Raw genomic sequence first — 12,010 nt, 5'->3', positions numbered from 1 at the left:
GCGAATGGGCGCCGGTCACGGGCACGTGCTGTACCGCGAGTCGGACTCGCCGGTGCACCGGCTCCCGCCCGAGGTCAAGATCGTGGCGATGGTGGTCTTCACCGTCGCCGTGGTCGCCACCCCGCGCACGGCGTTCTGGGCCTTCGGGGCGTACGCCCTGCTGGTGGTGGCGGTGGCGGCGCTGGCCCGGGTGGGGCCGCGGTGGCTGCTCAGCCGGGCGCTGATCGAGCTGCCGTTCGTGCTCTTCGCGGTCGCGCTGCCGTTCCTCGGCAGCGGTCCACGGGTCGACGTGCTGGGCCTGCGGCTCTCCGAGGACGGCCTGCACGGCGCGTGGAACATCGTGGCCAAGGGCACCCTGGGTGTCCTCGCCTCGCTGCTGCTCGCCGCGACGACCACCACTCGGGACCTGATCGTCGGCCTGGATCGGCTGCACTGCCCGCAGGTGTTCACCCAGATCGCCACGTTCATGCTGCGCTACCTCGACGTGCTGGTCGGCGAGGCGCGGCGGATGCGGGTCGCCCGGATCTCCCGGGGTGACGACCCGCGCTTCCTGTGGCAGTTGCGCGGCTTCGCCGCCGGGATCGGGGCGCTGTTCCTGCGCGCCTTCGAACGCGGTGAGCGGGTGTACCTGGCGATGCTGTCCCGGGGCTACTCCGGCCGTATGCCGGCGGTGTGGCAGGGCGACGGCGCGGCCACCCCTGGCCAGTGGTTGGTCGCGGCGACCGTGCCGGTGCTGGCGGCCTCCATCGCCGCCACCGCTGTCGTGCTGACATGATCGGTGCTGTGCAGACCGCTGTCTCGCTGGACGTTCGTGGTGTCCGGTACGCGTACCCGGACGGGCAGGTGGCCCTGCAGGGGGTGGACCTGACGGTCGCGCGCGGGGACCGGGTGGCGCTGCTCGGGCCGAACGGCGCCGGCAAGACCACGTTGGTGCTGCACCTCAACGGCATCCTCACGCCGACCGAGGGCAGTGTGAGCGTCGGCGGGCTGACCGTCACACCGGACCGGGCCACCCTGGCCGAGGTGCGCCGCCGGGTGGGGATCGTCTTCCAGGACCCGGACGACCAGCTCTTCCTGCCCACCGTCGCGGAGGACGTCGCGTTCGGGCCGGCCAACCTGGGCCTGCGCGGGGCTGAGCTGGCCGCCCGGGTGGATGAGGCGCTCGCCGCGGTGGGGATGAGCGAGCACCGTGGCCGGGCGCCTCAGCACCTCTCCTTCGGGCAGCGTCGCCGGGTGGCGGTGGCCACCGTGCTCGCCATGCACCCGGAGATCCTGGTGCTGGACGAGCCGTCGTCGAACCTGGACCCGGCGGCCCGGCGCGAGTTGGCCGAGATCCTGCGCGAGTTGCCGGTGACGCTGCTGATGGTGACCCACGACCTGCCGTACGCGGCGGAGCTGTGCCCCCGCTCGGTGATCCTGGACGGCGGCCGGATCGTGGCGGACGCCCCCACCCCGGCTCTCCTGGCCGACTCCTCGCTGCTGGCCGAACACCGCCTGGAACTCCCCTACGGCTTCACTCCTCAGCCGTGATCCGCACCCTGCCTGGCGCGGCGGGGGTTCGGGAGGCGGCGTGGAGGCGGAGGACGCCGGCGGCGGTCGCGCCGGCTCCGGTGATCAGCACCAGCGCCACCATGATCCGGGCGGTCTCGGCTGACCAGGGGACCGGGGCGACCGACCGGGCGAACACCGCGGCGTTCGCCACCCCGGCGAAGAGCGCCACGCAGGCCCCGGCCAGCGCCATCGCGAAGTCGGCGGCCGGGCGGCGGGTCAGCGCGTAGCCGCCGGCGGCGATCGCACCGAGGCCGGTGAGCAGGGACCAGACCTGCCCGGACAGCAGCCCGAGCAGCACCCCGCCGACGCCCTGGGCACCGGCGTCCAGCTCCCGGCCCACCGGGTAGGCCACGGCGACCGCGCCGCCGACGATCAGCAGCGCACCGAGCGCGGACAGCGCCCGGACGCCGGCCGGCGCGGTGGCGACGAGCAGGCCGAGCGCGCCGACGGCGAGCAGCCCCACGATGGTCACCGCCCACCAGGTGTACGCGTCCGGCGGCGGCACCCAGTCCAGTGTGCCGCTGATCTGCACCGGGTCGGCGCCGTCGTGCAGCGGGATCGTCCAGTCCCGGACCCGGTGCTCCCGGTCCGGCGCGGCCCGGACAGCGTCCGGTGGTGCCGACTCCTGCCACAACGCGCGCTGGTCGTGCCAGCGTGCCGTTGTCCCGTCGGCGATCCGCCGCCAGGACGGCGGGGCTGCCGGGTCGGCCTCGGTGGGCAGCGCGGTGTCCCCGGCGATGGTCTGGTTGAGGTAGGTGGCGGGGGACCGGGTGTTCTCGAAGACCCCGTCCGGGCCGACCCGCAGGTACGGCTCACCGGAGTAGCCGATGATCTCGATCGGGCGGCCGGTGCGGTTGGTCAGCTCCAGCCGGGCGCCCGCCTCGATGACGCGTACCTCGAGTCCGGGGCGGGCCGGCGCGACGCCGCTGGTGCGGGTGCGGTAGTCGGTGCCGTCCGGGGCGTCCGCGCCGTGCGCGGCGGCCGGCGCCGCGGCGAGCAGGGTGGTCGCGCCGGCGGCGGCGGCCACCAATCCGGCACGGGCCAGCAGGGTACGGATCACTTACCGGCCGCCGCCACGGCCGCGGTGAGACCGTCCGGGCTGCGGTCCTCTACCGGCTTACCGTTGACCAGGATGGTCGGCGTGCCGGTGACGTTGTCGCGGCTGGCCTGGTCGGTGACGTGTCCGGTCCACGTCCGGTACGTGCCGTCCTTGACGCAGCCGCCGAATGAGCCACGGTCGAGCCCCACGCCGACGCCGATGTCGATCAACTCGTCGTTGGTGAGCCCGGCGCTGCCCTCCGGTGGCTGCTTGTCGAACAGCGCCTTGGCGTACTCATGGAACTTCCCGCCGACCGCCGCGCAGCCGGAGGCGGCCGAGGAGCGGGTGGAGTACTCGGTGGTGGAGAAGCGGTCGAGGAAGGCCACCGGGTGGTAGACGACCTTCGCCTTCTTCTCGGCCACCAGTTGCTCCAACGTGGCCCCGCTGGCCTGCTCGAACTGCTTGCAGACCGGGCATTGGAAGTCCTCGTAGACGTCGATGGTGACCGGCCCGTCGCCGGTGACGATGCCGGTGCCGGGCCCGTTCGCGCCGGGCGGGGTGGTGAAGCCGTCCGAGCGTTGGCTCGACCAGACGCCCCAGCCGATCAGGCCGGCGATCACCAGCACGGCGACGGCGGCAACGGAGACCCAGATCGTGCGTCGGCGCCGCCGTTCGCGGGCCAACTGCTCACGCACCACCCGGGCCGCGTCCCGCTGCTCTTTGCGACTACTCATCCTCGTCCTCCACGGCGGGTTCACCGGACAGCCACGTATCCACCGAGATGGGCGTACGTGGCCAGGTCAGCAGAAATCCGGCCAGCACCAAGAATCCCAGGTCGCGCAGGATCTCCGGGAGGTAACTGGGGGCCTCCCCCGCGCCGAGTTGCCCGCCGCTGCCGAAGCAGCCGCAGTCGATGGACAGACCCCGTGCCCAGGCCGAGGAGATCCCCACGATGAAGACCACCAGCAGTGCGGCGGAGACCCCGGCGCTGAGTCGGGTGGCCAACCCGACCAGCAGGAGCACGCCCAGCGCCAGCTCGACGAACGGCAGCGCCGCGCCGACCACGGTCGCCACGTCGTACGGCATCACCTGGTAGGCGTTCACGGCCCGGCCGGACGCGGCCAGGTCGCCGACCTTCGACGCGCCGGCGACCAGCCAGACGGCGGCGAGGCCGAGTCGGGCTGCGACGCCGAGCCAGGGCCGGATCACGGGCCAGCGGGCGGCCCCGGTGCGAGGTGCTGTCACGGTCATTTGTCGTTCCGTCTCCGCCGGAAGTTCCGGGCTCAGCCGGTCATGGCGTCGCCGACCGCCTCGACCAGCTCGTCACGGGCCCGGGCGACCCGGGATCGGATGGTGCCGACCGGCACTCCCTCGACGGCGGCGGCCTCGGCGTACGACAAACCGAGCAGTTGGGTGAGCACGAACGCGCCGCGCCGTTCGGGGCTCAACCGGCGCACCAGATCGGCGGCGCCGAGCTGACCGGCCGGGTCCGGGTGCGGGCGGTCGGTGTACGCGTTCGCCGCGAGCCGTTCGTCGAGCCGGCGGCGGCGCACCACCGTGCGCAGGTGGTCCGCGCAGGTCCGCCGGGCGATGCCGAGCAGCCAGGTGCGGACGCTGGAGCGCCCCTCGAACGACGGCAGCGCCCGGAACGCCCGCAGGTACGTCTCCTGGGTCAGATCGTCGGCGCTGTCCGGGTCGACCAGGGCGGCGGCGAAGCGCCAGACCTCGACCTGGGTGAGTCGGACGAACGCGGCCTGGGCGGCCGGATCGCCGGAGCGCGCGGTCAGCGCCCACTCGGTGGCGGCGTCCCGGGCGAGGTCACCGGCCGGGTCGGCCGGGCCGGCGGCGCCGGTGTCGCGCGGGGCGGGGATCACGACAAACCAGATTACGCGGCGCGGGGCGCGGCAGCGGAGTCGTTCGGCTTGCGGATGTCCTGCGACACGTCGGGAACTTTTCCCCGCCGCCGGTCGACTACCCGTCATGACATGCGACCACGTACGCGCGGCGCTGTCGGCGCGGCTGGACGGGGAGGATCCGCAGGCGTCGCCGACGGTGTTGGACGCCCACACCGCCACCTGCGCCGGCTGCCGCCACTGGCTGGCCCAGGCCGAGCAGGTGACCCGGCTGCTCCGGGTGCAGCCGGTGGAGGTGCCCGACCTGACCGCGACCGTTCTGGCCGCGGTAGCCGCCGACTCCGCCTCCCGGAGCCCGGCCGCCGTCCGGCAGGCACGCCGGCAGGTGCTACGGATCGCGGTGGCGGTGGCCGCGGTGGCCCAACTGGCCATCGCCCTGCCGATCCTGCTCGCCGGCTTGGGCGTGTCGGCTGACCCGCACACCGGTCGGGAGATGGCCTCGTTCGACGTCGCGTTGGCGGTGGGCTTCGCGCTGGCCGCCTGGCGACCCGAGCGGGCCCGCGCGTTCCTGCCGGTGGCCCTGGTGCTGGCGGTCTGCCTGGCCGGCACCAGCGTGGTGGACATCGCCAACTCGACGACCGCGCTGGTGCACGAGGCCGGCCACCTGGCCGCCGTGGTGCAGGCAGGGCTGCTGTGGGCGCTGGGCCGCACCGGCGGGGACGACCGGCCACTCGCGCCGGCGCTGGCGACGGGGCGCGGGTGAGCCGCTCACCCGCCTCGGGTCGCCGAGATCCACTCCGGTCGGCGAGCATGGCTGACATGACTGTCGCCCCCCGCCGCTGGCTCGCCCGGCTGGCCGCCACCGCCGGCCTCCTGGTCACCGTCGTCGCCCTGCTGATCGCTCCGGCCACCCCCGCCAGTGCCCACGCGGTGCTGGAGAGCAGCAGCCCGGCCGCCTCGTCGGTGGTGCCGAGCGGGCCGTCCGAGGTGGTCCTCACCTTCAGTGAGTCGGTGCGCAAGGTGCCCGGCAAGATCCGGGTCATCGCACCGGACGGCTCCCGGGCCGATCGGGGTGAGCCGAGCTTCGACGGCACCGCGGTGACGATCCCGGTGGATCCGGCCGGGGAGCGCGGCACCTACCTGGTCAGCTTCCGGGTGATCTCCGCCGACAGCCACCCGGTCTCCGGCGCGTTCACCTACTCGGTGGGTGCGCCCTCGGCTCCGCCGGTCGACGACGGCACCGACAGCCGAGCCGACCCGGTGGTCGGCGCCGGGGTGAAGGTGGCCCGGTTCCTCGGCTACGTCGGCCTGGTGCTGCTGGTCGGGCCGGCGCTGGTGCTCGCCGCGCTGTGGCCGCGGCGGCTGTCCCGGCGGGGCCCGAGCCGGCTGGCCTGGACCGGCCTCGGCCTGGTGGCCTTCGCCACCCTCGCCGACCTGTGGTTGCAGGTGCCCTACACCGCCGGCGGTGGCCTCTTCGACGTCACCGGCGAGGGGTTCGGCAGCGTGTTCGGCAGCGCCTTCGGCGCCGCCCACCTCGTCCGGCTCGGCCTGCTGGCGGCCTCGGTGTTCCTGCTCCGGCCCCTGCTGACCCGCCCGGCCGGCCGCGCCGACTCGATCATCCTGGCCGTGCTGGGCGCCGCCGCCCTGCTGACCTGGCCGCTGGCCGGGCACCCGGCGGCCTCCCCGGCACCGGCGGTCTCCGTGGTGGTCGACGCGGTGCACCTGGGCAGCATGGCGGTCTGGCTGGGCGGCCTGTTGATGCTCGGCGGCTTCCTGCTGCGCCAGGCCGACGAACGGGAGCTGAGCGCGATCCTGCCGATCTGGTCCCGCTGGGCGGCGCTCGCCGTCTCGGCGCTGCTGCTGGCCGGCACCGTCCAGGCGTTGATCGAGGTGGCGACCCCGAGCGCTCTGGTCAGCACCACGTACGGACAACTGCTGTTGGCCAAGATCGGGCTGTTCGCGGTGGTGATCGCGGTGGCCGCGTACTCCCGGCAGTTGGTGCGTCGGCGCGTCGCGGCGCAACGGCCGGTGCCGGTGCGTCGGGCGGTCTGGGTGGAGTTGGCCGTCACCGTGGTGGTGCTGGGCCTGTCCGCGACGCTGGTGCAGACCACTCCCGCGCGGACCGCCGCCGCCGAGCCGGCCGGGATCGAGGCGGGCCTCTTCACCACCACCCTGTCCAGCCCGTTGTTCTCGTTGCAGGTCGAGCTGGACCCGGCCACGCGGGGCAACAACTCGCTGCACCTGTACGCCTACACCAAGGACAACAAGCCGCAGCCGGTCAAGGAGTGGCGGGCGACCGCCGCCCTGCCGTCGGCCGGGATCGAGCCGATCGAGGTCCCGCTGCTGCCGCTGACGGACTACCACGCGTACGGCGACGTCAGCCTGCCGGCCGCCGGTGAGTGGCAACTGACGTTCACCGTCCGCACGACCGACATCGACCAGGCCACGGTGACCGCCACCGTGCCCATCCGTTAGAGAGGTTCCCGAATCCCATGATCCGACTCCGGCGCACCGCAACCGCCGCTGCCGCCCTGGCGTTCACCGCCACCGCTGTCCTCGGCTTCGCCGGGCCCGCCTCGGCTCACGTCACCGTGAACCCGAAGGAGGCGGTTCAGGGTGGCTACGCCCGGGTGGCGTTCCGGGTGCCCAACGAGAGCGACAGCACGTCGACCACCAAGGTGGAGGTGGTGCTGCCGGAGGAATCCCCGATCGGCTCGGTGTCGACCATGCCGGTTCCCGGCTGGACGCTGGCGGTGGAGAAGCGCAAGGTGAACCCGCCGATCGAGGTGCACGGCAGCCAGCTCACCGAGGCGGTGGCCAAGCTGACCTGGACGGCAACCGGCGACGCGGCGGTGAAGCCGGGCCAGTTCCAGGAGTTCCCGGTCTCGCTGGGCCCGCTGCCGAAGGTCGACTCGATGGTCTTCAAGACCCTGCAGACCTACTCGGACGGCAACATCGTGCGCTGGATCGACCCGCCGGCGGCCGGCACCGAGCCGGAGCACCCGGCGCCGGTGCTCACCCTGACCGCCGCCGCGCCGTCGGCATCGGCCGCGCCGGCCGCCGCGGCCGTCGCCGACGGGGACGACGATGACGAGGACGAGGGCAACGGCGCCGCGCTCGGCCTCGGCATCGCCGGGCTCGTCGCCGGTCTGGCCGGCCTGGTGCTGGGCGGGCTGGCGTTCGCGCGGACCCGCCGGGAGCCGGCTGCCAAGTCCTGACCCCGCCGCACCCGCTGGCCCGCCGGAGCATCCGGCGGGCCAGCGTGCTTTTGGCCGTGCCATGAATATCCGCAGATCAAGCGGCGTACGTCGGTAAGGTCTGCCGGGTACCTGGCTACGGAGGGAGACGGAACGGATGCGGTTCGTGCGGGTGGTCGCCGGAATGCTGCTGTTGGTCATCGGGATTCCGGCGCTTTTCGCCGGCGGAGCGCTCTGGCTGGTGACCCGGCACGCCGATCCCGGAGGGCTCCTGGCCGTGGGGGTGCTGCTGGTGGCGTGTGCGGTGCTGCTCCTGCTGCGACCGTTGCGCCCGCGCGAGGTGGTCTTCGTGGTCGAGCCGGACCAGGTGCCGGTGCTCGCCGGCCGGCTCGGGGTCAGCTCGTTGAGCGGTCTGCGCGCCCGACCGGCCGACGACGGCGACCCGGCCCGGCCGCTGCCGGCCGAGCGACAACTCACCTCGGTCGGCTCAGGCGTGGGCGAACGGCAGTTCGCGTCGGTCGCCTCCGGCGCGGGCGAGCGGTCCCGATCGGCGCTCGGCGCCGTCCGCCCAGCCACTCTCGCCGACCTGGAGACGCCGCCCCGGATGCCCGGCCCGCCGCAGGTGACGCTCAGCCTGGCCTGGCCGCCGGCCGCCCCTGGGCCCACGCCCCGGCCGGTGGTGGTGGATGAGACGGCGAGTGGCCCTCCGCGCTGCCGACACGGAGGGCCACCCTCACCGGGGGATCGGTGCTACCCGAGCGACGCTTGAGGTAGGTGAGCCCAGATTAGCGCTGATCGTGACTACTGGGGAGATCTGTCCATTTGGTGCGACTTTTCCGTCGCACGGGCCGGCCGGACCGGCAGGGCCACCAGCAACAGCAGGCTGAGCAGCACGTACCCGTTGCGAAGCACGAAGTCCACCGGGTCGTCGGTGCGGACCGGGGCCACGCCCCAGTCGTGGAACGACACCACGCCGTAGATGATCAGGACTGCGGTGCCCACCGCGAGCCCGCCCAGCCACCGTCGCCGACGCACCTCGTCCGGGCCTCTCGCCGCCAGCGCCGCGTCGGTGAGCAGCACCACCGCCGGCACGAACCAGTAGATGTGGTGGGTCCAGGTGATCGGGCTGACCAGGGCGCCGACCAGCCCGGTCAGGGTCAGGCCGGTCAACCCGTCGCCGGCCCGGGCCGCGCGCACCGCCCGCCACAGCCCGTAGGCGGCCACCACGGCGACCACCAGCAGCCACAGCAACTGGTTCGGCTTGTCCGGCGCGCTGAAGCGGCTGAGCAGCCCGAAGAGCGACTGATTGCCGGTGTAGTCGGTGCGCCCCACCCGATCGGTGGCCCACAACTCGTGGGTCCAGAACCGCCACGAGTCGCCGGGTGCGACCACCGCCGCGAGCAGGGTCGCCGCCGCTGCGGTCGCGCTCGCCACCGCCGCGGCCCGCCACCGCCGGGTGACCAGCAGATACACGATGAAGATGCCGGGAAAGAGCTTGAGCGCCGTCGCCAGCCCGATGCCGACCCCGGCCCAGCGCCGCCCCTGCGGTACGGCGAACAGCAGGTCGGCCAGGATCAGCACGACCAGCAGCATGTTGATCTGTCCGAAGGTGATCGTCTCGCGGGTGCTCTCCACCGCCAGCACCAACAGCACGGCGACGGTCAGGGTGAACGCCCGCGGCAGGTCGTGCCGGGCGATCACCGGCGTCACCAGCCACCGGGTGGTCACCACCAGGGCCACCACGGTGAGCACCGTGAAGATCGTCACGGTGGCGCCCAGCCGCAGCAGCCCGAACGGCCAGAGCAGCAGCGCGCTCAACGGCGGGTAGGTGAAGTACAGCTCACCCTGCACCCGGTCCGGCTGGACGTAGTCGTACAGCGGGTTGCCCGCCGTCCACCAGTCCATGGCGGACATGTAGATCTTCAGGTCGAAGAAGTTGTGCACCAGGCCGGGCAGGTAGAGCGCCGGGAGCACGGCGATCAGCGCCACCACGGCGACCAGCCGACGGACCGTACGGCCGCCGGGATCGTCGTCGGTGACGGCGGGCGGTGCGACTGGTTCGGCTGGCACCCCGAAACCCTAGCGGGCTGGTCCGGCGAGAGCGCGCAGCCGCGGGTCGGCGGCGACGCGTAGGCTGTCCCGGTGGCTGATCTTCTCGTCTGGATCGACTGTGAGATGACCGGGTTGGACCTCGGCAGGGACAAGCTGATCGAGGTTGCGGCACTGGTCACCGATCCAGACCTCAACGTGCTGGGTGACGGGGTCGACGTGGTGATCCACGCCGACGAGGCCGCGTTGGAGGCGATGCCGGAGATCGTCCAGACGATGCACGCCAAGTCCGGCCTCACCGAGGAGGTCCGCCGCTCGGCGGTCACCCTGGCCGAGGCCGAGGACCGGGTCCTGGAGTACGTCCGCAGCTTCGTCAAGGACCCGCGTACCGCCCCGCTGTGCGGCAACTCGATCGCCACGGACCGGGGCTTCATCGCCCGGGACATGCCGCGCCTCGACGCGCACCTGCACTACCGGATGATCGACGTCTCCTCGATCAAGGAGCTCTGCCGGCGCTGGTACCCCCGCGTGTACTTCGGTCAGCCGCAGAAGGGCCTGGCGCACCGGGCGTTGGCCGACATTCGGGAGAGCATCCGCGAGCTGGAGTACTACCGACGGACCGTCTTCGTCCCGCTGCCCGGCCCGGACGTGGAGACGGCCAAGGCGATCGCCGCCGAGCTCTGAGCGCACGCTGACCCGGGAACCCGCTGGACGCGGTCGGCCGGGGTGTGGCTATTATTGGTCCGCACCCCGCCCGGGGCGATTCACCGGGCGACGGCGGCATGGTGGCTGTAGCTCAGTTGGCAGAGCACCGGGTTGTGGTCCCGGTTGTCGTGGGTTCAATTCCCATCAGTCACCCAGCGAGTTGCGACTGAGGCCTCCTCTCACGAGGGGGCCTCAGTCGTTTGTTCGGGGATGGAAACGACGAAAGCCCCCTCCGCGGAGGGGGCTTTCGCGTGTGCGGCTGTTACGCGGTCGGCGTGGGGGTGGGGGTGCTGCCCGTGGCGCCGGGGGTGGCTGCGGCGTCCGGGTCGGCTGCGGGCTCGTACGGCAGGGCGCTGCCCTTGACGTACTGGTCCCAGCTCATGTTCCAGTCGGTCCAGCCGTTGCCGTTCTGGAGCTTGCGGATCGTGCCCTTGACCGTGATCGGGTCGCCGACCCGGGTGTTGTTGAAGAGCCAGGCACCGTTGGCCATCGAGACGTTCACGCAGCCGTGCGAGACGTTCGTGGTGCCCTGCTGCCCCTCGGACCAGGGGGCGGCGTGGATGAACTCGCCGCCCCAGGTGAGCCGCTGGGCGTAGTCGATCTTCGTGCGGTAGCCCTCTTCCGGGCCCAGCTCCTCCATGGTGTCGAAGACCGTCTTGCGCAGCTTCTCGATCACCACCATGGTCCCGCTGGACGACGGCGTGCTTTTCTTGCCCAGGCTGACCGGGATGGTCTTGATCACGGAGCCGTTGCGGGTCACCGTCATCCGCTTGGTCTTGTCGTCCACCGTCATGACCAGCGAGGGGCCGATCTTGACGTCCACGCTGAGGTCGGCGCGCCCGAACCAGCCGTCACCCATCGGCAGGCCGCCGGCCTGCACCCGGTAGGAGACCTTGCTGTCGGCCTTCCAGAACGTCTTCGGCCGGTACCGCACCTCGGTGGGGCTCACCCAGTGCCAGATGCCCTCCTGGGCCGGCGTGGACTTCACCGTCATCCGGCGCTGTACGTCGTCGCGGTAGCTCTCCGGGATGGCCCGGCTGAACTTCACGATCAGCGGCATACCGACCCCGACCACCTGGTTGTCGCCGAGGAAGCTGCTCACGCGGACCTGGTTGCTCGGCTTCGCCATCGTGGTGAAGGTGCTGGTCGCGGTGGCCGGACGGCCGTCGTCACCGGTAGCGGTCACCGTGGCCGTGTAGCTCGTGCCGTAGTCCAGAGCGCCGACCGGCACCCAGCTCTTGCCGTCCGCGGCGAGGGTGCCCTCGACCGCCTTGCCGCCCGCGTCCTTGAGCTCGACGGCGGTCTTCGTGGCGTCCTTCGTCGTGAAGGTGATGCCGGTGGACGCCGGCACGTCCTTGGCGTCGGCCGCCGGCTCGCTGATCGTCGCCGCCGCCTTCGGGGCTTCGCTCTGACCGCCGCCCTGCCACGAGGACGGCTTTCCGCCGCCGTCGCTGTCGGTGCAGGCGGACGTCAAGGTCAGCGCCACGGCGAGTAGCCCCACAGCGAGTGCGCGGCGTCGCCCACGGGGCCGGATCAGCTGGTCCTGGCTAGCTCGCATGATGTCCTCACAGTCGTGGTCCCTGACCCATCGTCCTACTGACGCGCGAGAGCCGGCC

13 protein-coding genes and 1 tRNA gene are annotated in these 12,010 nt (G+C 72.6%); 8 read left to right on the top strand and 6 right to left on the bottom strand.

Going from position 1 to position 12,010, the window contains the following annotated elements:
- Positions 1-4: 4 nt before the first annotated feature.
- Together cbiQ and V6V47_RS08445 are read left to right on the top strand one after the other, a co-directional pair.
- Complete coding sequence (cbiQ, locus tag V6V47_RS08450; protein ID WP_334627517.1) at positions 5-775, top strand: cobalt ECF transporter T component CbiQ; 771 nt, start codon at positions 5-7, stop codon at positions 773-775.
- Positions 772-1,530: an energy-coupling factor ABC transporter ATP-binding protein gene (locus tag V6V47_RS08445; RefSeq protein ID WP_334627516.1), complete on the top strand. Its 759-nt coding sequence runs from the start codon at positions 772-774 to the stop codon at positions 1,528-1,530. Before cbiQ ends, V6V47_RS08445 begins: the two co-directional genes overlap by 4 nt.
- Here the strand turns inward: V6V47_RS08445 and V6V47_RS08440 are convergent.
- From V6V47_RS08440 to V6V47_RS08425, 4 genes are read right to left on the bottom strand one after another with little or no spacing between them, the layout of a single operon-like run.
- Entirely contained in the window at positions 1,514-2,611 is a 1,098-nt protein-coding gene (locus tag V6V47_RS08440; RefSeq protein WP_334627515.1) for a hypothetical protein, read from the bottom strand. The genes V6V47_RS08445 and V6V47_RS08440 overlap by 17 nt on opposite strands.
- Complete coding sequence (locus tag V6V47_RS08435; RefSeq protein ID WP_334627514.1) at positions 2,608-3,324, bottom strand: DsbA family protein; 717 nt, start codon at positions 3,322-3,324, stop codon at positions 2,608-2,610. The genes V6V47_RS08440 and V6V47_RS08435 overlap by 4 nt, the downstream gene beginning before the upstream one ends.
- Positions 3,317-3,841 (bottom strand): MauE/DoxX family redox-associated membrane protein, encoded by a 525-nt coding sequence (locus V6V47_RS08430; RefSeq protein ID WP_334627513.1) that lies wholly within the window; start codon positions 3,839-3,841, stop codon positions 3,317-3,319. The genes V6V47_RS08435 and V6V47_RS08430 overlap by 8 nt, the downstream gene beginning before the upstream one ends.
- A 32-nt stretch (positions 3,842-3,873) precedes the next feature.
- The gene (locus tag V6V47_RS08425; protein WP_334627512.1) at positions 3,874-4,464 is read right to left on the bottom strand and encodes a sigma-70 family RNA polymerase sigma factor; all 591 of its coding nucleotides are present in this window, start codon (positions 4,462-4,464) and stop codon (positions 3,874-3,876) included.
- A gap of 106 nt (positions 4,465-4,570) precedes the next feature.
- On the opposite strand from V6V47_RS08425, the gene V6V47_RS08420 reads away from it, so the two are divergent.
- From V6V47_RS08420 to V6V47_RS08405, 4 genes are all read left to right on the top strand, one after another.
- On the top strand, positions 4,571-5,206 hold the full coding sequence (locus V6V47_RS08420) for a zf-HC2 domain-containing protein (protein WP_334627511.1): 636 nt from the start codon (positions 4,571-4,573) through the stop codon (positions 5,204-5,206).
- 47 nt (positions 5,207-5,253) lie between these two features.
- Positions 5,254-6,918 carry a copper resistance CopC/CopD family protein gene (locus V6V47_RS08415; protein WP_334627510.1) on the top strand — a complete coding sequence of 555 codons (1,665 nt, stop codon included), beginning with the start codon at positions 5,254-5,256 and terminating at the stop codon, positions 6,916-6,918.
- 17 nt (positions 6,919-6,935) lie between these two features.
- Positions 6,936-7,661, top strand: coding sequence for a YcnI family copper-binding membrane protein (locus V6V47_RS08410; protein ID WP_334627509.1), 726 nt, complete (start codon positions 6,936-6,938; stop codon positions 7,659-7,661).
- Between the two features lie 136 nt (positions 7,662-7,797).
- The gene (locus tag V6V47_RS08405) at positions 7,798-8,409 is read left to right on the top strand and encodes a hypothetical protein (RefSeq protein WP_334627508.1); all 612 of its coding nucleotides are present in this window, start codon (positions 7,798-7,800) and stop codon (positions 8,407-8,409) included.
- Between the two features lie 32 nt (positions 8,410-8,441).
- On the opposite strand, the gene V6V47_RS08400 is transcribed toward V6V47_RS08405, so the two are convergent.
- The gene (locus V6V47_RS08400) at positions 8,442-9,710 is read right to left on the bottom strand and encodes a glycosyltransferase 87 family protein (protein WP_334627507.1); all 1,269 of its coding nucleotides are present in this window, start codon (positions 9,708-9,710) and stop codon (positions 8,442-8,444) included.
- Between the two features lie 72 nt (positions 9,711-9,782).
- Here V6V47_RS08400 and orn point away from each other — a divergent pair, with 72 nt between their 5' ends.
- A complete protein-coding gene (orn, locus tag V6V47_RS08395; RefSeq protein ID WP_334627506.1) occupies positions 9,783-10,373 on the top strand; it encodes an oligoribonuclease in 591 nt (196 codons plus the stop codon).
- A gap of 101 nt (positions 10,374-10,474) precedes the next feature.
- Positions 10,475-10,547: transfer RNA gene (locus tag V6V47_RS08390), tRNA-His, on the top strand.
- Positions 10,548-10,656: 109 nt separating this feature from the next.
- Here V6V47_RS08390 and V6V47_RS08385 read toward each other — a convergent pair.
- A complete protein-coding gene (locus V6V47_RS08385; protein ID WP_334627505.1) occupies positions 10,657-11,952 on the bottom strand; it encodes a L,D-transpeptidase in 1,296 nt (431 codons plus the stop codon).
- Positions 11,953-12,010: the final 58 nt, after the last annotated feature.

Origin of the sequence: Micromonospora sp. CPCC 205539 (assembly GCF_036906815.1) — a bacterium.
Lineage (GTDB): Bacteria > Actinomycetota > Actinomycetes > Mycobacteriales > Micromonosporaceae > Micromonospora.
Note: the sequence above shows the minus strand (reverse complement) of the source record. Positions and strands in the feature narration are given on the sequence as shown.

Excerpts from the sequence above, each read along its gene's own strand:
- V6V47_RS08435 (WP_334627514.1), bottom strand. The coding sequence starts at position 3,324 with ATGAGTAGTCGCAAAGAGCAGCGGGACGCGGCCCGGGTGGTGCGTGAG.
- V6V47_RS08410 (WP_334627509.1), top strand. The coding sequence starts at position 6,936 with ATGATCCGACTCCGGCGCACCGCAACCGCCGCTGCCGCCCTGGCGTTC.
- V6V47_RS08420 (WP_334627511.1), top strand. The coding sequence starts at position 4,571 with ATGACATGCGACCACGTACGCGCGGCGCTGTCGGCGCGGCTGGACGGG.
- V6V47_RS08405 (WP_334627508.1), top strand. The coding sequence starts at position 7,798 with ATGCGGTTCGTGCGGGTGGTCGCCGGAATGCTGCTGTTGGTCATCGGG.
- cbiQ (WP_334627517.1), top strand. The coding sequence starts at position 5 with ATGGGCGCCGGTCACGGGCACGTGCTGTACCGCGAGTCGGACTCGCCG.
- V6V47_RS08430 (WP_334627513.1), bottom strand. The coding sequence starts at position 3,841 with ATGACCGTGACAGCACCTCGCACCGGGGCCGCCCGCTGGCCCGTGATC.
- V6V47_RS08415 (WP_334627510.1), top strand. The coding sequence starts at position 5,254 with ATGGCTGACATGACTGTCGCCCCCCGCCGCTGGCTCGCCCGGCTGGCC.
- V6V47_RS08445 (WP_334627516.1), top strand. The coding sequence starts at position 772 with ATGATCGGTGCTGTGCAGACCGCTGTCTCGCTGGACGTTCGTGGTGTC.
- V6V47_RS08385 (WP_334627505.1), bottom strand. The coding sequence starts at position 11,952 with ATGCGAGCTAGCCAGGACCAGCTGATCCGGCCCCGTGGGCGACGCCGC.